Source organism: Macrococcoides goetzii, from assembly GCF_002742385.2.
GTDB classification, from domain to species: Bacteria; Bacillota; Bacilli; order Staphylococcales; family Staphylococcaceae; genus Macrococcoides; species Macrococcoides goetzii.
On record NZ_MJBI02000007.1, the window covers coordinates 28,402 to 47,750 of the forward strand.

Here is a 19,349-nt window from a genome sequence, read left to right on the forward strand (position 1 = left end):
TTATTCGGCATGTGCCGTTATCTTTTTAATTTTTTTATTGAATTCTTGTCTTGGCAACATAATACTACGACCACAACCTTCGCATTTAATGCGAATATCTGCACCTAAACGAATTACTTTAAAAAGTTTCTCTCCACACGCATGTGGTTTCTTCATCTCAACAATTGTATTTAATTCATAATCATTTTGCATTGTGATCACCCTTATTTGGTTGATTATACATAACAACACGTGGCATAGGCACGTGAATACCATTTTGATCTAAAAACTCTTTAATATCACCACGTAATACCCTTGAAACTTTCACATGATTATTCGGTAATGTTTCTGCCGACATTCTTATTTTTGTTTCTCCTGCACTGACCATTTCAACACCTAACATTTCAGGCGCTTTAACTAAATCAGCATATTTCTCAGGTAATGTTAATAAATACGGCTGCAATATTGATTCTATATGCGAAATATTTTCTTCACTTGATACGGAAATATCGAAGATTGCAATCGAGTTATTCACTGAGAAGTTTACAATTTCATTCATTGTGCCATTAGGCAAGATCGTAAGTTCACCTGTAAAAGATTTAATACGCGTTGAACGGAGACCAATAGATTGAACAGTACCTTCTGCAACAGTAGTACCTGTTGTATTTATTCTAACATAATCTCCAACATCAAATTGATTTTCAAAGATAATAAAGAAACCAGTAATAACATCTTTGACCAAAGTTTGTGCACCAAAACCAATAGCGATACCAGCAATACCAGCACCAGCAATAATACTTTCAACTTTCACACCAAAGTTACTCAGTATTGTCGTTAATACGATAAACCAAATTACATACGATGCAATATTTTGCAGTAGTTTAATCAATGTTGTGTCGCGTTTCGTTGATTGTGAAAAATTTGTTTTACGCCTCACTCTGAAAAATTGTTCAATGAATTTATGTACGACTCTAATGACAACAACGGCAATTAATAATAATATGATCGACCATAAAATATCTGTTCCAATACTAATCCATAGTTTCGAATCGAAAAAGGTACTTTCAATTTCATTCATAATCTCATTCAAAACATTCACCTACTGTGTATTCTCTAACAATGCAATAATACGATTAAACTCTTCTTCAGAAGTAAACTCAATTGCAATTTTTCCTTTTTTACGCGATTTAGAAATTTCAACTTTTGTCCCTAAATGGCGCTTTAAGTTTTCTTCATGTTTCACAAGAAACACTGGTTTTTTCTTTTCTTTCTTCGGCTTAGCTTCTGTATGATTTAAATCTTTAATATATTTTTCTAGTTCACGTACACTCATCGATTCAGCAATTACTTTTTTAGCAACTGAAATCATTTCTTCTTCTGATTTTAGTCCAAGTAGTGTACGTCCATGTCCGCCAGAAATTTTCTTCTGATCAATTAAATCTTTAACCGCCTGTGGTAAATTCATAAGACGCAGCATATTCGCAATATAGGGTCTTGATTTACCTAATCGATCAGCTGTTTCAGCTTGTGTTAAATTTAATTTATCCATTAGAAATTGATAGCTCTTCGCTTCCTCAAGTGGATTTAAATCTTCACGCTGTAAATTCTCAATCACTGCAAGTTCCATCATTTGTGTATCAGTTAATTGTTTAACGATTGCCGGAATCTTTACTTTACCTGCTAATTTGCTTGCTCTAAAACGTCTTTCACCTACAACAATGTCATAACCTTTCACTGACTTACGTACAACGATAGGTTGCAGTACACCATGCATCTTAATCGACTCACTTAATTCGTTCAATGCCTGCTCATCAAATTCATGACGCGGCTGATATGGATTTGGACGTAATTCTGAAAGACTGATATCTTCTACTAATTCATCCTGTTGGTTCTCCTGGAAAAGTGCATCTAAGCCTCTTCCTAATCCTTTACCTAATCCTCTAGCCATGGCGTACAACCTCCTCAGCTAAGCTCTTATACGTCTTGGCTCCCGTTGAACGTGCATCGTATACATTGATCGGTTGTCCGTGAGATGGTGCTTCTGATAATCGGACGTTACGCGGAATAATTGTATCGTATACTTTTTCACCAAAGTGGTCTTTTACTTCTGCAATCACATCATTACCTAAATTCGTACGAGCATCCAACATCGTTAATAATACACCTTCAATTTCAAGCGATTGATTTAAATGACGTTGTACTAAACGAATTGTGTTCAGTAATTGACTCAAACCTTCTAGTGCATAGTATTCACATTGTACAGGGATTACGATTCCATTCGCTGCAGTAAATGAATTGATTGTAAGTAAACCTAAAGAAGGTGGACAATCAATGATAATATAATCAAAATCAGTTTCTAACTCTTTAAATGCATATTTTAAACGTACTTCTCTGCTCATCGCAGAAACTAACTCAATCTCGGCACCAGCTAACGCAATATTAGCTGGAATAATATATAAGTTTTCAACCGCTGTTTCCAAAACACATTTATTGATATTTACATCTTCAACAAGCATGTCGTACACTGAATTTTCTACGTTATTTTTATCTACACCAACACCACTCGTGGCATTACCTTGAGGATCGGTATCTACTAATAAAACTTTTTTACCAAGTTCCGCTAATGCAGCACTTAAGTTAACTGAAGTTGTCGTTTTACCAACTCCACCTTTTTGATTTGCGATGGCCAATATTTTTGTCATCAATATTCTCTCCTACTCATGTTTTTCATATAGTAACGATTATAACAATTTTATCGAAATTCTGCACAGACAATCCGTGAACAGAAAAAAGCGGATGAAAGTATCATCCACTTTATTGATTCATATCATTCTTAAATACTTTTATAGAAATTTCATAGAAATTTTCATACTCGGTATCTTTACGTTTTACTTTTACGCCGCTTTTTTCTACAGCTTTTAAACTTTCACCGATTGTATTAAACGCAAGCTTTAAGTCTCTCGTAAAGCCAATGCGTTTAGGTTTCACATCTTCTCCACCCAACATACGCTTAACACGTTCTTCTGTCTGCTTCACATTTAAATTTTGGCTTTTAATAATGTCCAGCATCTTTTTTTGTCCAATTTCATCTAAAGCAAGTAATGCTCTGGCATGTCGTTCTGTAATTTGCTGCTTGCTCAATGCATCTAAAATCGGTTGAGATAAGCGTAATAGTCTTAACTTATTCGCAATAAATGACTGGCTTTTACCTAAACTTGTCGCAAGATCCTGTTGCGTAATACCATCTAAGTCTAATAACTTCTTATAAGCTTCCGCTTCTTCGACAGCTGATAAATTTTCACGTTGAATATTTTCGATTAAAGCAATCGCAGCTGTTTCTTTATCATTCATTTGTTTAACAATTACTTCAGTTTCAGCAGTACTATTGAACTTTAAAGCTCGGAAACGTCTTTCTCCGGCAATAATTTCATACATACCTTCTTCAATTGGACGTACAACAATTGGTTGTAATAAACCATATGAACGAATAGATTCTGCTAATTCTTTAATTTTTTCTTCATCAAAAATTTGTCTTGGTTGATATCTGTTCGGTACAATGCGTTCTACTGGAACTGTAACTACATTACCGTTCTGACGTTGTACCTCAACATCTTCTTCTTTATCTTTTAGTCCAAATAATTTAGAAAAGGGTTTTTTCATATCAATCGACTCACTTTCACTTCAAAATACGATAACAATTTAGTATCTTACTTTAATAAAGGCTCTTTATTCGGTGTGCCTGGTTTGCGTGGATATTTTTTAGGTGTTTGACGTTTCTTTTCAATATCTAAAATATAACGCATACTATCTTCTTCTGGTAACGTTAAAGGATGATTATGAATGACTTCTCCACCTAAAATTGAAATTGCAAATAAACCTTCTTCAACTTCTATTTCACCTTGTGCACCTTTTAACGCTATAAAATGACCACCTTTTTTAACAAGAGGTAGACATAATTCACTAAGTACTGAAAGACGAGCAACTGCGCGTGCTGTTACTACATCAAATGATTCACGGTACTCGCCCTTACCAAACGTTTCAGCACGATCATGAATAAATCGAACGTTCGTCAAATCAAGTTCTGCACTTAAATGATTTAAGAAGTTGATGCGTTTATTTAATGAATCAACGATTGTCACTTCAAGATGAGGGAACATAATTTTTAATGGTATGCTTGGAAATCCAGCACCTGCACCAACATCACAAATGGATTGAACCTTCGTAAAATCATAATAGAAACTTGGTGTAATTGAATCAAAAAAGTGCTTTAAGTATACTTCTTCTTTTTCAGTTACAGCAGTTAAATTCATTAGCTTATTCCACTCTACTAAAGTTTCATAGTAAATTGCAAATTGTTTTTGTTGTTTTTCAGTGATAGTAAAGCCTTTTTCCTGTAATTTTTGTACGAATTGCGTCTCGTTCATCTAGTTCACCCTTTTAATTTTTCCCTGTTCAATATAGACTAATAAAATTGAAATATCTGCAGGATTCACACCTGAAATTCTTGAAGCCTGAGCAATACTTAAAGGTTTAACTTCCTTTAATTTCTGACGAGCTTCTGTTGCTAATGAATGAATATCATCATAATCAATATTTTCTGGAATTTTTTTATTTTCCATACGTTTTACTTTTTCAACTTGTTGTAATGACTTTTGAATGTAACCTTCGTATTTCGTTTGGATTTCTACTTGTTCAGCTACCGCTTCATCCACTGTAATATCACTGTCAATAAGTGATGCAACAGAATTATAATCCATTTCAGGGCGACGTAATAAATCAATCGCTAAAATACCATCTTTCAATGCAGTACCCCCACGAGATGCAATCATATCTTGTGTCAACGCATTTGGTTTAATGCGCGTATCGGTTAAACGTTTTATTTCCTCGGAAATAGCAGCTTTCTTTGCAATAAATTTAGCATAACGCGCTTCATCTATCAATCCAATTTCTTTCCCGATTTCCGTTAAGCGTAAATCTGCATTGTCATGGCGTAATAACAAACGATGTTCTGCTCGGCTTGTAAGTAGTCGATATGGTTCATTTGTGCCTTTCGTTACTAAGTCATCGATTAATACACCAATGTATGCTTCGTGACGCCCTAAAATTAACGGTTCGTGATTTAATACTTTCGCTGCAGCATTAATACCGGCCATTAAACCTTGACCAGCCGCTTCTTCGTATCCACTTGTTCCGTTAATTTGTCCCGCAGTAAATAAGCCATCTATCTTTTTTGTTTCAAGTGTTGGCCATAATTGTGTTGGAACAATTGCATCATACTCAATCGCGTAACCCGCACGCATCATGTCTGCTTTTTCTAGCCCAGGAATGGATTGTAACATTTGAAGTTGCACATGCTCAGGTAAACTTGTAGATAATCCTTGTACATAGACTTCTTTCGTATTACGTCCTTCCGGCTCTAAGAAGATTTGATGACGTGGTTTATCATTGAAACGCACGAATTTATCTTCAATCGATGGGCAATAACGTGGACCTGTTCCTTTAATCATGCCTGAATACATCGCTGATAAATGTAAATTATCATCAATCACTTTATGTGTTGCAGCATTCGTATATGTTAACCAGCAAGGTAACTGATCTAAGATGAATTCAGTCGTTTCGTAACTGAATGCACGTGGTACTTCATCACCAGGCTGAATTTCAGTTTTAGAATAATCAATTGTATTGCCATTCACACGAGGTGGTGTTCCCGTTTTAAAGCGCACAATATCAAAGCCGATTTCACGTAAGTGATCTGCTAATGTGATTGATGGCATTTGGTGATTTGGTCCTGAAGAATATTTAATTTTACCTAAAATAATTTCTCCACGTAAGAATGTCCCTGTTGTTAATACAACAGCATCTGCATAATACGTTGTACCAATAATTGTTTCGACACCTTTTACTTTATCGTCTTCTATAATTAAACGCTCAACCATACCTTGCATAATATCTAGGTTGTCCGTATTCTCAATAACATCCTTCATTTCTTGTTGGTAAAGTACTTTATCTGCTTGAGCACGTAATGCACGCACTGCTGGACCTTTACCTGTGTTTAACATACGCATTTGAATATGCGTTTTGTCGATTGTTTTAGCCATTTGGCCACCTAAAGCATCTATTTCTCGAACAACAATCCCTTTTGCTGGTCCACCTACAGATGGGTTACATGGCATAAAAGCGACTGAGTCTAAATTAATTGTTAGCATTAAAGTCTTTGCCCCTTTTCTAGCTGCAGCGAGTCCCGCTTCAACACCGGCATGACCGGCACCAACAACAATTACATCATATCTTTGTTCCAAAATGTTTCCTCCTTATTTTCCTAAACAGAACTGGCTAAATAACTGATCGATTAAGCCGTCTGCAACAGACTCACCAATTACTTCTCCAAGTAACTCCCAAGTTTTTATTAAATCAATTTGAATCATATCTATCGGTACGCCACTTTCAGCAGCCATAATCGCATCACTGATTGATTGTTTAGCGTCTTTTAATAAACTAATGTGTCGTGCATTTGAAACATACGTCATATCTTGATTCGATACTGTACCTTCAAAGAATAGATCACGAATCTTTTCTTCTAACTGTTCTATACCACTTTGGTCAACCATCGATGTCATCACAATTGGTGTATCTACTCCAACCATTTGTTTCACCGCTTCAATGTCTAATGCTTGTGATAAATCAGTTTTGTTAATAATAACGATAACATCTTCATTTTTAATGACTTCAGCAAGCTGATAATCACTTTCTGTTAATGCTTCATTATAATTTAATACGTAAAGAATTAAATCAGCTTTGCTTAAAGCCTCGCGACTACGTTCAACACCAATCTTTTCTACGATATCGTCTGTTTCACGAATACCTGCCGTATCTACTAAACGTAAAGGTACGCCGCGTACGTTTACATACTCCTCTAATACATCACGTGTTGTTCCTGCGATTTCCGTAACAATTGCTTTATTATCTTGAATTAAATTATTTAACATTGATGATTTACCTACATTAGGTTTACCAACGATAACTGTTGATAATCCTTCACGTAAGATTTTACCTTGCGTACCAGTTTGTAATAAAGACTCAATGCTCGTCTTTATCTTTTCAGCTTCTGTTAATAGGAATTGATTCGTAGCTTCTTCTACGTCATCATATTCAGGATAATCAATATTAACTTCTACTTGTGCTAGAATTTCCAGGATTGATTGACGTAATCCTTTAATAAGTGTGCTAAGTCGACCTTCAATTTGCTGCATTGCAACTTTTGAGGCGCGATCTGTTTTAGAACGAATAAAATCCATAGTCGCTTCTGCTTGAGATAAATCAATACGACCGTTCAAAAATGCACGTTTTGTAAATTCTCCTGGCTCAGCTAACTTTGCACCATTAGATAATGTTAGTTCTAATACACGATTAACCGTCATAATACCACCATGACAATTGATTTCAACAATATCTTCTCTTGTATAGGTTCTAGGTGCACGCATTACTGCCACCATTACTTCTTCAACAACGTCATTTGTCTCAGGATCAATAATATGGCCGTAATTTATCGTGTGTGAATCAACATTGATTAATTTATGCTTACCTTTATATATCTTGTCTGCAATATTTATCGCTTCATCTCCAGAAAGTCTAACGATAGCAATCGCGCCTTCTCCCATTGGTGTTGAAATACTTGAAATTGTGTCGAATTCCATACATTGATCCTCCTTTAAATATCCATTTGTTGATTGTAGTTTGAAATGCTAAAAATGAAAACACTTTTGCTTTAAATAAACAGATTAACTCTAAAAACTTAATGTTTTTAGAGTTAGTCAGAGTTATACAATTAGCGTGCTTTAATGACTAAATAACGATGCGGTTCACGACCTTCTGAATATGTTTCGATATTCTCAATATTCGTCAATATTTGATGCATAATTTTTCGCTCATAGTTCGGCATCGGTTCAAATTTAACCGGCTTACGTGTAGCAACTGCTTTTTTTGACATATTTAATGCGAGATTTTGTAACGTTTCTTTACGTTTCTCACGGTAATTCTCGATATCCAGTGTCACAGTCATATAACCTTTTTCAATGTGATTATAATAATTTTGAGCAAGCAACTGCAGACTATTTAATACTTGCCCACGCTTTCCGATAATTCTTCCAGCTTCGCTTGATTCTAAATTAATCACTACTTCACTATTATTTTTAAATGTGCTTGTTGCAGAAACATTAAGTCCCATCTCCTGAATAATAGCAGTGATATATTTTTCAGTTTGATTCAGTGCATCTGTTTTTGCGTGTTTTTTTGATACTGACTCTTTTTCAGTAGTAGCATTTATAACTACATCTGTTTCAATAACCTTTTTATTATCCGGTTGCTCATATTGTACACGCTCTGTATTAATCGTGTGTGCTTCTGTTTTCTGAGAAAAGTGTTCACTCCTATTTTTAACAGCTTCAATAGTAGGAAGTTTCTTTAATTCAGGATCAATTACAGTAAGTTTCACTTCTGCATCAGCTTTGCCAATACCAAAAAAGCCTTTCTTTCCTGGCTGGATAACTTCAATCTTTACTTGTTTTTCTTGCAGATTTAATTCATCAAGTCCTTGTTGAATCGCAAGTTCAACAGTACTCGCAATATAATTTTTCTCTAACACAGGCATACCTCCATCATAAGATTAACTGATTCTTTTATTAAAACCTTTCGCAATCTTCATGACATGCTCCAGACTCTTATGAATCTCATCAACTGTCATATCTTTTGAAGGGTTTCTAGCAATAACAATAAAATCATCTTTAATGATATCTTGTTTATGGCGCGTAAAACTTTCTCTAATCGCTCTTTTTATACGATTACGTGTCACTGCATTTCCAATTTTTTTTGACACTGAAATGCCTAATCTAAAATGCTCATTTTCCTGATTTTTTAGTCTATAGATGATAAATTGTTTATTAGCAACTGACTTACCTTGTTTATAAACTTTTTGAAAATCATCATTTTTTTTGATTCGATATGCTTTTTCCACGATACACCAACTTCTATCACTAAAATAGATACTTTCATTCATTATACTAGAATACAGACCTGTTTTAAACAAAATAAAAAAGACCACTGAATTGTTCAGTGATCTTATGCTGATAATACTTTTCTGCCTTTACGACGACGACGCGCTAATACGTTACGGCCGTTTTTTGTGCTCATACGTGCACGGAATCCATGAACTTTACTATGTTTACGTTTATTTGGTTGATAAGTACGTTTTACCACTAAAAACACCTCCATTAATTTATATTTCATCTATCGAATTTCGTCTAGTGATTTACAGTAACTATTGAAGTATATCAAAAGCGACGGCTAAAATCAACCTGTTTCTAACAACAGATTGAAAGAAAGATATCCACTTATCCACATTTATTCACAAATTTTTGTGGATAGTTATATATCGTATTTTACTTATTCCATAGTTATTCACATCCTAAATCACATATTCAACATTACTTTTAAAGTGCATTGTGATTAAGTATATGTTTGTGGATAAGTCGATGTAACACTTGATATTATAATCTTTTTTTGATAAGATTTTGATATATTTCTTGTGGATAAAGAATTGGTTTATTATTTTTATCCACATTTTGTGTATAGCTTGTGGATAAAATATACAAACCTGTGTTTTATGTTTATTCACATTTTTAATACTGTGTATAACTTTGAAATTTTTTTATAAGAAAGAGGAACATTATGAGTGGAATCGATACGATATGGGATAAAGTTTTAAAAAAATTACAGACAAAACTAACGAACGCAAGTTACGATACTTGGTTTAGTGAAACAAAGATTAAATCTCTAGATAACAATCAAATCGTTATTTTAGCACCAACTTCTTTCAATGCAGACTGGCTGAAAAAAAATTATTTAAACTTAATTCAGGAAGTTATAGAAGAAACTATTGGGGAACATTTAAATATCAAAGTAATTTCTGATGAATTTGATGATTCCGAAACTGATTTTCAGACAAATAAACCTGCTGAAAAACCGGCTTCTCAAGAAATTTTACCTAGCCAACTCAATACTGATAATACTTTTGACACTTTCGTCATTGGAAGTGGTAATCGCTTTAGTCACGCAGCAAGTTTAGCAGTTGCTGAAGCTCCGGCTAAAGCTTACAATCCGCTGTTTATATATGGTGGCGTAGGTTTAGGGAAGACGCATCTAATGCATGCTATCGGACATTATGTGATGGAACATAAGGAAAATGCAAAAGTCGTATATACTTCAAGTGAAAAGTTTACGAATGAATTCATCAATTCTATTAAAGACAACAAAACTGAAGAATTCAGATCAAAATATCGTAATGTTGATGTACTGCTCATTGATGATATCCAGTTTTTAGCAGGAAAAGAGTCTACACAAGAAGAATTTTTCCATACATTTAATGAACTTCATCAAAACCATAAACAAATTGTAATTTCAAGTGACCGTGCTCCAAAAGAAATACCTACTTTAGAAGAACGTTTACGCTCACGATTCGAATGGGGATTAACGACAGACGTTACCCCACCTGATCTTGAAACACGCATTGCTATATTACGTAAAAAATCAGAAGAAGAAAATATAGAGATACCAAATGAAGCAATGCTTTATATCGCCACTCAAATTCAATCAAATATTCGTGAACTTGAGGGCGCTCTGACAAAAGTTGTTGCCTATTCTAAATTAGTAAACCGTGAATTAAACTCTGATTTAGTAGCTGAAGCTTTAAAAGATATTATCGCTTCTAGTAAACCAAAGAAAGTAACGATTCAGGATATTCAGGAAGCTGTTGGTGCATACTATAATATACGTCTAGAGGATTTCAGTGCAAAAAAACGAACTAAATCTATTGCATTTCCTAGACAAATTGCAATGTACTTAGCACGTGAACTGACTGATTTCTCTTTACCTAAAATTGGTGAAGAATTTGGTGGAAGAGATCATACCACTGTCATACATGCGCATGAAAAGATCAGAAAAGAATTAGAACATGATAATAGTTTAAAAAGTGATTTAAAAAATATCGAAAAAGATATCAAGGGTTAATGTTAAAATTGTGCATAACTTTTCGCGACATATAAACAAGTTATGCACATGTGGATATCTACGCTTCACTCAGTTCAATAGACTTATCCACCTATTCACAGCCCTTACTACTATTATTACGATTTTAAAAGAGATAAAATATATATATAAATATCATTTTAAGGAGCTTATTCATTATGAAATTTACAATTCAAAGAGATCACTTTATTACTCAATTGAATGATACATTAAAAGCCATTTCTCCAAGAACAACTTTACCTGTGTTAACGGGTATTAAATTAGATGCTTTTGATAACAAATTAGTATTAACAGGGTCAGACTCAGAAGTATCGATTGAAATTACGATTCCTACTGAAAAAGGAGACAATGAAATTTTATCTGTTGATACGAAAGGATCAATCGTATTACCCGGTCGTTTCTTTGTAGATATCATTAAAAAATTACCTGCAGATACTGTAACGATTGAAACAAACGATAACTTCCAGGCAAAAATTACTTCAGGACAATCAGAATTTAATGTATCAGGGATTGATTCAGATCAATATCCATTATTGCCACAAGTAAGTGAACAAGAAGCAATAACTTTGCCAATTAAAGTATTAAAAAATATTATCAAACAAACTAATTTTGCAGTGTCCACGTCAGAAACACGACCAGTGTTAACGGGTGTGAACTGGATGATAAGTGATGGTATATTAAACTGTACTGCAACAGATTCACATCGCTTAGCTTTAAGAAAGTTGCAACTGGAAAACACGAACATTGAAACAATCAATGTCATTATTCCAGGAAAAGCATTAAGTGAGTTAAATAAAATTATTGATGATACTGAAGAAACAATCGATATTTTCTTTGCATCAAACCAAGTATTATTCAAAGTTGGAAATATTAACTTTATCTCACGTCTGCTTGAAGGAAATTATCCAGATACTTCACGTCTATTCCCGGAAAGCTATGAGACGGCATTATCTATTAATAACGGAGACTTTTTCCACGCGATTGATCGTGCTTCATTACTCGCACGTGAAGGAGGAAATAACGTTATTAAATTATCCGCTGTAGAGAATGCAGTAGAATTATCTTCTACTTCGCCTGAAATCGGTACGGTGAAAGAAGATGTTAAGACAAATAAATTTGAAGGAGAAGGTATCAAAATTTCCTTTAACTCAAAATATATGATGGATGCACTACGTGCCATTGATAATGATGATGTTCAAATCGAGTTCTTTGGAACGATGCGACCATTCATCCTAAAGCCCGAAGAAGATGAAAATTTAGTTCAGCTTATTTTACCGATAAGAACATATTAATTTAAAAGCTTAAGCCAAATTCTGGTTTAAGCTTTTTGTTTTGACAAATAAAGTTTTTATTTTGACAAATATACTTGTCATAAAATATGCAATATATTACAATTTTAAGTGAGATAATACTATTTTCTTAAAGTATGGAAATCCTCAAAAACAATGATGGAGGTAACAAAATGCTAATTCTGGAGAATGTTAGTAAAGAATTTAATGATTTCAAAGCAGTAGACAACGTTAATATTTCTGTACCTGCTGGTGAGATGCTTGGTTTCTTAGGCGGAAATGGTGCGGGAAAAACGACAACGTTTCGTATAATTTTAGGTCTTCTATCTAAGACGACAGGAACAATCACATATAACGGTAAACCGATTGATTATTCCGTCACCGACAAAATAGGTTACTTACCTGAAGAGCGTGGCTTAAATCCAAAATTAAAAGTAAGTGAACAAATTCAGTATTTAGCCCAGTTAAAAGGTATGAACAAAAAGGAAATTGATAAAGCTCTGGATTATTGGCTCGATCGTTTCGATGTACCAGAAAATAAAAATAAGAAAATCGAAGACTTATCTAAAGGTAATCAACAAAAAATCCAATTGATTGGTGCCATTATACATAGCCCTTCTTTACTTATTCTTGATGAACCTTTTAGCGGTCTTGATCCAGTGAATGTAGAACTGTTAAAATCAGCTGTTAAAGAAATCAATGAAAATGGTGCTACGATTGTATTTAGTTCGCATCGCATGGAACATGTAGAAGAGATGTGTGAACATGTATGTATTTTGAATAAAGGTAAGACGGTTGTTTCAGGAGAAATAAAACAAGTGAAACATGATTTCGGCAAGAAAGAAATCATTATTGAAGGACAGCATGATTTTAGTACGTTAGCGAATATTCCCGGTGTAACAAAATTTAGTCAAAATAAAAATGATGTGCGTATTCAAATTGCTAATGGAGAGGTAGCACCTATCATATTCGATGCTGTTAAACAAATGGGCTATGTTTCAAGATTCCAGGTCAATGAGCCATCTCTAAATGAAATATTCATTGAGAAAGTAGGTAATAGACATGAATAAATTTATACCGACATTTTGGTTAACATTCTGGAAAAAAGTATCGAGTAAATCGTTTATCATTTCAACGTTGATCGTAATCTTAGCGATCATCGCATTAAGTAACGCTGATAAAATTTATGATTTCTTTGATAAAAGCGAAGATGATATTACAGTTATTTCTTCCGAAGACAAAACATTATCAACTGTATTTAAAAATGAATATCAAAAATTAGATAAGAAAAAGAAGTTAAAGATAGTTGATCTTGAAGCGGGAAAAAAAGGTATAAAAAATGAAAAATATAAAGTATTGATTGATATTAAAGAAAATACAGATAAAACAATTGAAAGTAAGGTTTATACACTAGATAGCTTAGGAACAGATGAACTGATGCAGATACAATCAACATTGACTGCTTTTCAGAGCAATAATATTGCAAAGTCACTAAATCTTGCGCCTGATAAATTAGCAAAAGTTTTATCACAGGCTAAAGTTGATAATGAAGTTATTAAACCATTAGATGCTAACGATAAAGTGTCAGAGGAAAGTAAAGCAGTAAATACAGCATTAGTGTATGCAGGAATCTTTTTAATTTTCTTTATTACGATTAACTATGGAAGTCAAATTGCTACAGAAATTGCACAGGAGAAATCATCACGTGTCATTGAAATGATCGTCACAAGTATTTCACCGATCACGCATTTAATGGCTAAGATTATTGGAGTCATTGCAGTTGCATTAGTACAGATTATCATATACGCCATTACAATTCTTGTATGCGTTCAGGTGTTTAATTTAAATAAAACGATTGAAAGTTTTGGATTTAAATTTACACAGGAAAATGTTCGTGTACTTATGTATGCACTTATTTTCTTAATTTTGGGCTTATTGCTATATATCAGTTTAAGTGCGATTGTCGGTTCTCTTACAAACCGTATAGAAGATATAGGTCAGGCGATAATGCCGGTCACATTTTTAAATATGGCTGCATTCTATATTGCAATGTTTAGCTTAACGACACCAGACACAATGCTTGTTAAGATTACAAGCTTTATTCCTTTCTTCACACCACAAGTAATGTTACTCAGAACCATTTCTCAAAAAACGAGTGATGTTCAGATTATCATTGGTATTATTATTTGTATCGTTACAATTATTGCACTGTTTTTTATCGCAGCAAAAATATACAAAGGCAGTGTATTCAGTAACGATAAAGGACTGATTAAGAATTTTAAAAGAGCATTGCAAACAAAATAGTTCACAAAAGATTAACTATTTTATTGTGGCATTGTTATTTTATTTAATATAATATTTATACTATGTATTTTAAAAATATATAAAAATAAATAACAAATTGTGTATACACAATAAAGAGAGGTCAATTCGATGAAGAATAAAAGCTCATTAATTTTTACGATGGTTCTTACATTGCTAGTTGTAGGTGCTTTGGCAGCAATGGTTATCATGAAGCAAAAAGATAAAGCTGAGACAGATAATGTCGATACATCGACAGTTGATTCTACAGTCAATAACAATCAAGGTAAAGGTCCTGTGGACACTGATAAAGTGGATGTTAAAGGTCAACCGATGATGGGGAAAAAAGATGCGAAAGTTACAGTCATTGAATTTGGAGATTTTAAATGTCCAGCATGTAAGTATTTTGATAGCAACATGAAACCTGAACTCAAGAAAAAATACTTTGATACAGGTAAAGCAAACTACTACTTTATTCATACACCGTTCCATGCCGAACAATCAATTTTAGGCGGACTTGCTGGTGAAACAGTACTAAAAAATGATCCTGATAAATATTGGGCATTCCATGATGCATTATTTAAATTACAAACGCATAATGGTTCTCAAGATAAATGGTTAACAATGTCTGCAGTTAAGAAAGCACTTAAAACAGCAGGTGTAAAAGACGAAGCGAAAATAGTTGATGCAATTAAAGCGAACAGTGAGAAAGCTGCTGTTCAAAAAGATATCGATTTATATCAAAAACACAATATCACTTCTACACCAACAATCATTGTTAACGGTAAAGCACTTGCTGATCCGATGAATATCGATGCGGTTTCAGAAGCTATTGATAAGGCTTTAAAATAATGAAAAACACTAAATATTTTTATATTTCCTGGGTAATTGCACTTGTGGCGATGTTAGGTAGTTTATATTTTTCAGAAATCATGCATTATGTACCTTGTGAAAAATGCTGGTATCAAAGGATTTTAATGTATCCTTTAGTGATTATTGCTGGTTTTGCAGCATTTACAAATGCATATCACTATAAATATTTGATTATGACATTCTCAGTTATTGGGTTTTGCATTTCAGTTATTCACTATATGGAACAGAAGATTCCTGGCTTTGCACCAATCAAACCTTGTGTTGGTGGTGTCCCGTGTAGTACACAGTATGTGAATTACTTTGGTTTTATCACAATTCCGTTTTTAGCGGGAACAGCATTTTTGTTGATTACAGTGATGATGCTACTCGTTAGAAAATCAAATGCAGATGCAAAATAAAGGATTTTAAAAACAATATGTAATGTTCATAAATAAAAACGTTGAATGATAAGCATTCAGCGTTTTTATTTATGTGAAAAGACATGCAATTTTTAAAGATTAAAGGTATAATTATATAATGACTGACATGGAATAGGAGTGAACCGTGAATGGTAAATATAGTCGAACTAAATAGTGAGATTACGTTAGGTCAATTTCTAAAAGCAGAAGGGATTATCTCAACGGGCGGACAAGCGAAATGGTATCTGCAGGATAACCCGGTAATGTTGAACGGAGAAGAAGAAAACAGACGTGGTAAGAAGCTTCATCAGAATGATCTTTTAGAAGTTGAAGGCGAAACTTACAAGATTACTTACACGGAAGCATAATGAAGTTAAAATCATTATCCTTATCGCATTATCGTAATTATGATTCCGTCAAATTAGACTTTAGCGATGAAGTAAATATTTTGATAGGTATTAATGCACAAGGAAAGACAAATCTTTTAGAAGCGATATATTGTTTAGCGATGGCTAAAAGTCACAGAACTTCAAATGATAAAGAATTAATTACCTGGGGTGAACAATTTAGTCATATTGAAGGTGACTTAGCATATCGACATGGCGTCATCCCATTATCACTCACAATTTCATCAAAAGGTAAAAAAGCGAAAGTGAATCATTTAGAACAAAAGCGACTGACTGAATACATCGGCCATATGAATGTCGTTTTATTTGCGCCGGAAGACTTAAATTTAGTTAAGGGTAGTCCACAAATAAGACGCCGCTTCATCGATATGGAAATCGGCCAGATTTCCGCTGTTTACCTCAATGATTTATCAAACTTTCAGAGAATACTCAAACAAAAGAATCATCATCTGAAACAACTTAAATTATCAGGCAATACTGATACAACGATGCTTGAAGTATTGAATGAACAATTTGCGGAATATGCGGTAAAACTTACGCAGCGACGTAAATCATTCATTGAAAAACTGGAGGAACTTGCCCTCCCTATTCATCAAGGCATTACAAAACAAAAAGAAAACTTAAAATTACAGTATGTATCAAGTCTTGAATATATTGATGACGCACAGGCCATGATTGAAGCCTGTCTTACATTGCTAAATAAAGAAAGTAAACGTGAGATAGAACGTGCACAAAGTTTATTTGGCCCACATCGTGATGATATTACTTTTGCCATCAATGATATTGACGTGCAAACGTACGGATCACAAGGTCAACAGAGAACGACAGCTTTATCAGTGAAGCTTGCTGAAATAGAATTGATTAATCTGGAAGTGGGAGAATATCCGATTCTATTGCTGGATGATGTATTAAGCGAGCTGGATGATTTAAGGCAGACACATTTACTTACTACAATTCAACATAAAGTTCAAACATTTGTAACAACAACATCAGTGGATGGTATTGAACATGAAACAATCAACAGAGCGAAATTATTTAATGTTTCTGATGGACATATTTCGACTAATTGAAGGCTAGGTGACAATCTTGGAACAAAATTTAGATCAATATGGTGCTGACCAGATACAAGTATTAGAAGGATTAGAAGCAGTTAGAAAAAGACCAGGGATGTATATCGGTTCTACTGCATCACGTGGTTTACACCATTTAGTATGGGAAATCGTTGATAATAGTATCGACGAAGCATTAGCAGGATATGCAGATGAAATTGAAGTAGTGATAGAAAAAGATGACTGGATTAAAGTTACAGATAACGGGCGTGGTATTCCTGTTGAAATGCATAAGAAAATGGGTCGTCCTGCTGTAGAAGTTATCTTAACAGTACTGCATGCCGGAGGTAAATTCGGCGGTGGTGGATATAAAGTTTCTGGGGGATTACATGGTGTAGGTTCTTCAGTTGTTAACGCCCTATCATCGACTTTAGAAGTATATGTACATAAAGACGGACAAATTCATCATCAGGCGTATCATCAAGGTGTACCCGCTTTCGATTTGAAAGTTATTGGTGAGACAGATAAAACTGGAACTGAAATACGCTTTAAAGCAGATCCGGAAATATTTACGGAAACAACAGTGTACGAATACGAGATTTTACAAAAGCGTATACGTGAACTTGCTTTCTTAAACAAAGGTATTAAGATTACAGTGCGTGATGAACGTGAAGAAGAAGTGATTGAAGATGAATACCATTATGAAGGTGGTATTAAGTCTTACGTTGAATTGTTAAATAAATCTAAAGAAGTATTATTCCCTGAACCGATTTATATTCATGACACGCGTGATGATATTGAAGTAGAAATTTCAATACAATATAACAATGGTTACTCAACAAACCTCTTAAGTTATGCAAATAACATTCATACATATGAAGGTGGAACACATGAGGATGGCTTTAAACGTGCATTAACACGTGTCATTAATAACTATGGTGCTAAAAATAAACTGATTAAAGAAAACGATGAGAAATTATCAGGTGAAGATGTACGTGAAGGAATTACTGCGGTAGTGTCTATTAAACATGGTGATCCTCAGTTTGAAGGACAAACGAAGACGAAACTAGGCAATACAGAAGTACGTCAAATTACAGATAATCTATTTGCGGAAAACTTTGAAAGATTCTTGATGGAGAATCCACCAGTTGCTCGCATTATCGTTGAAAAAGGTATCATAGCATCTCGTGCGCGTCTTGCTGCGAAGAAAGCACGTGAAGTAACGCGACGTAAATCTGGCCTGGAAATTTCTAGTCTTCCAGGTAAACTTGCAGACTGTTCAAGTAAGGATCCATCTATCAGCGAATTGTATATCGTTGAGGGAGATTCTGCCGGTGGATCAGCGAAGTCTGGTCGCGATTCTAAGACACAGGCAATTCTTCCATTACGTGGTAAGATTTTAAACGTTGAAAAAGCGCGATTAGATCGTATTTTAGGAAATAATGAAATCCGTTCTATGATTACTGCGATGGGTACTGGTATAGGTGGAGAATTTGATATTTCTAAAGCAAGGTATCATAAGATTGTTATTATGACCGATGCAGATGTTGATGGTGCGCACATTAGAACACTATTGCTTACTTTCTTCTATCGTTTTATGAGACCCTTACTTGAAGCAGGATATATTTATATTGCACAGCCACCATTATTTAAAGTGGAGCAAGGAAAGAAAAAATATTACGTCTATAATGAACGTGAATTAAATAAATTAAGAGAAGAATTACCAGCTACACCGAAGTGGCAATTAGCACGATATAAAGGTTTGGGTGAGATGAATGCTGACCAGTTATGGGAGACAACAATGAATCCTGAGAACCGTTCGATGTTGCAAGTAACTTTAGGTGATGCGATAGAAGCGGATGAAGTTTTTGAAATGTTAATGGGTGATGTTGTTGAACATCGTCGTACATTTATCGAAGAAAACGCCGTTTATGCAAATGTTGATGTATAAAGATAGTATTTTAAGGAGGCGCC

At 34.1% G+C, this 19,349-nt stretch carries 20 protein-coding genes; 9 read left to right on the forward strand and 11 right to left on the reverse strand.

The window, feature by feature from the left end; genetic code table 11:
* From BFS35_RS11475 to rpmH, 11 genes are all read right to left on the reverse strand, one after another.
* Nucleotides 1–192, reverse strand: a complete 192-nt coding sequence (locus BFS35_RS11475; RefSeq protein WP_099581628.1) for a DUF951 domain-containing protein — start codon at nucleotides 190–192, stop codon at nucleotides 1–3.
* Complete coding sequence (locus BFS35_RS11480; RefSeq protein WP_407943228.1) at nucleotides 182–1,078, reverse strand: mechanosensitive ion channel family protein; 897 nt, start codon at nucleotides 1,076–1,078, stop codon at nucleotides 182–184. Before BFS35_RS11480 ends, BFS35_RS11475 begins: the two co-directional genes overlap by 11 nt.
* Nucleotides 1,079–1,927: a ParB/RepB/Spo0J family partition protein gene (locus tag BFS35_RS11485; protein ID WP_099581630.1), complete on the reverse strand. Its 849-nt coding sequence runs from the start codon at nucleotides 1,925–1,927 to the stop codon at nucleotides 1,079–1,081.
* Nucleotides 1,920–2,681, reverse strand: a complete 762-nt coding sequence (locus BFS35_RS11490; protein ID WP_099581632.1) for a ParA family protein — start codon at nucleotides 2,679–2,681, stop codon at nucleotides 1,920–1,922. The genes BFS35_RS11485 and BFS35_RS11490 overlap by 8 nt, the downstream gene beginning before the upstream one ends.
* A 112-nt stretch (nucleotides 2,682–2,793) precedes the next feature.
* Nucleotides 2,794–3,639 (reverse strand): nucleoid occlusion protein, encoded by an 846-nt coding sequence (noc, locus tag BFS35_RS11495; RefSeq protein ID WP_099581634.1) that lies wholly within the window; start codon nucleotides 3,637–3,639, stop codon nucleotides 2,794–2,796.
* Between the two features lie 47 nt (nucleotides 3,640–3,686).
* Nucleotides 3,687–4,403, reverse strand: a complete 717-nt coding sequence (gene rsmG / locus BFS35_RS11500; protein WP_099581636.1) for a 16S rRNA (guanine(527)-N(7))-methyltransferase RsmG — start codon at nucleotides 4,401–4,403, stop codon at nucleotides 3,687–3,689.
* Nucleotides 4,404–6,278: a tRNA uridine-5-carboxymethylaminomethyl(34) synthesis enzyme MnmG gene (gene mnmG / locus BFS35_RS11505; RefSeq protein ID WP_099581638.1), complete on the reverse strand. Its 1,875-nt coding sequence runs from the start codon at nucleotides 6,276–6,278 to the stop codon at nucleotides 4,404–4,406.
* A 12-nt stretch (nucleotides 6,279–6,290) separates the two neighbouring features.
* The gene (gene mnmE / locus BFS35_RS11510) at nucleotides 6,291–7,673 is read right to left on the reverse strand and encodes a tRNA uridine-5-carboxymethylaminomethyl(34) synthesis GTPase MnmE (RefSeq protein ID WP_099581640.1); all 1,383 of its coding nucleotides are present in this window, start codon (nucleotides 7,671–7,673) and stop codon (nucleotides 6,291–6,293) included.
* A 131-nt stretch (nucleotides 7,674–7,804) separates the two neighbouring features.
* The gene (jag, locus tag BFS35_RS11515; protein ID WP_099581642.1) at nucleotides 7,805–8,620 is read right to left on the reverse strand and encodes an RNA-binding cell elongation regulator Jag/EloR; all 816 of its coding nucleotides are present in this window, start codon (nucleotides 8,618–8,620) and stop codon (nucleotides 7,805–7,807) included.
* A gap of 21 nt (nucleotides 8,621–8,641) precedes the next feature.
* Complete coding sequence (gene rnpA / locus BFS35_RS11520; protein ID WP_099581644.1) at nucleotides 8,642–8,989, reverse strand: ribonuclease P protein component; 348 nt, start codon at nucleotides 8,987–8,989, stop codon at nucleotides 8,642–8,644.
* Between the two features lie 104 nt (nucleotides 8,990–9,093).
* On the reverse strand, nucleotides 9,094–9,231 hold the full coding sequence (gene rpmH / locus BFS35_RS11525; protein WP_041636245.1) for a 50S ribosomal protein L34: 138 nt from the start codon (nucleotides 9,229–9,231) through the stop codon (nucleotides 9,094–9,096).
* A gap of 471 nt (nucleotides 9,232–9,702) precedes the next feature.
* Between rpmH and dnaA the strand changes: the two genes are divergently transcribed.
* The 9 genes from dnaA (at nucleotide 9,703) to gyrB (ending at nucleotide 19,326) form a co-directional block, all read left to right on the forward strand.
* Nucleotides 9,703–11,040 carry a chromosomal replication initiator protein DnaA gene (gene dnaA, locus BFS35_RS11530; RefSeq protein ID WP_099581646.1) on the forward strand — a complete coding sequence of 446 codons (1,338 nt, stop codon included), beginning with the start codon at nucleotides 9,703–9,705 and terminating at the stop codon, nucleotides 11,038–11,040.
* Between the two features lie 173 nt (nucleotides 11,041–11,213).
* Nucleotides 11,214–12,350 carry a DNA polymerase III subunit beta gene (dnaN, locus tag BFS35_RS11535; protein ID WP_240628436.1) on the forward strand — a complete coding sequence of 379 codons (1,137 nt, stop codon included), beginning with the start codon at nucleotides 11,214–11,216 and terminating at the stop codon, nucleotides 12,348–12,350.
* A gap of 170 nt (nucleotides 12,351–12,520) precedes the next feature.
* Nucleotides 12,521–13,417: an ABC transporter ATP-binding protein gene (locus BFS35_RS11540; protein WP_099581649.1), complete on the forward strand. Its 897-nt coding sequence runs from the start codon at nucleotides 12,521–12,523 to the stop codon at nucleotides 13,415–13,417.
* Nucleotides 13,410–14,651: an ABC transporter permease gene (locus BFS35_RS11545; protein ID WP_099581651.1), complete on the forward strand. Its 1,242-nt coding sequence runs from the start codon at nucleotides 13,410–13,412 to the stop codon at nucleotides 14,649–14,651. The genes BFS35_RS11540 and BFS35_RS11545 overlap by 8 nt, the downstream gene beginning before the upstream one ends.
* 129 nt (nucleotides 14,652–14,780) lie before the next feature.
* Nucleotides 14,781–15,500 carry a DsbA family protein gene (locus BFS35_RS11550; RefSeq protein WP_099581653.1) on the forward strand — a complete coding sequence of 240 codons (720 nt, stop codon included), beginning with the start codon at nucleotides 14,781–14,783 and terminating at the stop codon, nucleotides 15,498–15,500.
* Nucleotides 15,500–15,919 carry a disulfide oxidoreductase gene (locus tag BFS35_RS11555; RefSeq protein WP_099581655.1) on the forward strand — a complete coding sequence of 140 codons (420 nt, stop codon included), beginning with the start codon at nucleotides 15,500–15,502 and terminating at the stop codon, nucleotides 15,917–15,919. The genes BFS35_RS11550 and BFS35_RS11555 overlap by 1 nt, the downstream gene beginning before the upstream one ends.
* 149 nt (nucleotides 15,920–16,068) lie before the next feature.
* Nucleotides 16,069–16,287, forward strand: a complete 219-nt coding sequence (gene yaaA / locus BFS35_RS11560) for a S4 domain-containing protein YaaA (protein ID WP_099581657.1) — start codon at nucleotides 16,069–16,071, stop codon at nucleotides 16,285–16,287.
* Entirely contained in the window at nucleotides 16,287–17,396 is a 1,110-nt protein-coding gene (gene recF / locus BFS35_RS11565) for a DNA replication/repair protein RecF (RefSeq protein ID WP_099581658.1), read from the forward strand. The genes yaaA and recF overlap by 1 nt, the downstream gene beginning before the upstream one ends.
* A gap of 7 nt (nucleotides 17,397–17,403) precedes the next feature.
* Nucleotides 17,404–19,326, forward strand: a complete 1,923-nt coding sequence (gene gyrB / locus BFS35_RS11570) for a DNA topoisomerase (ATP-hydrolyzing) subunit B (RefSeq protein ID WP_099581660.1) — start codon at nucleotides 17,404–17,406, stop codon at nucleotides 19,324–19,326.
* The last annotated feature ends 23 nt before the right edge of the window (nucleotides 19,327–19,349 follow it).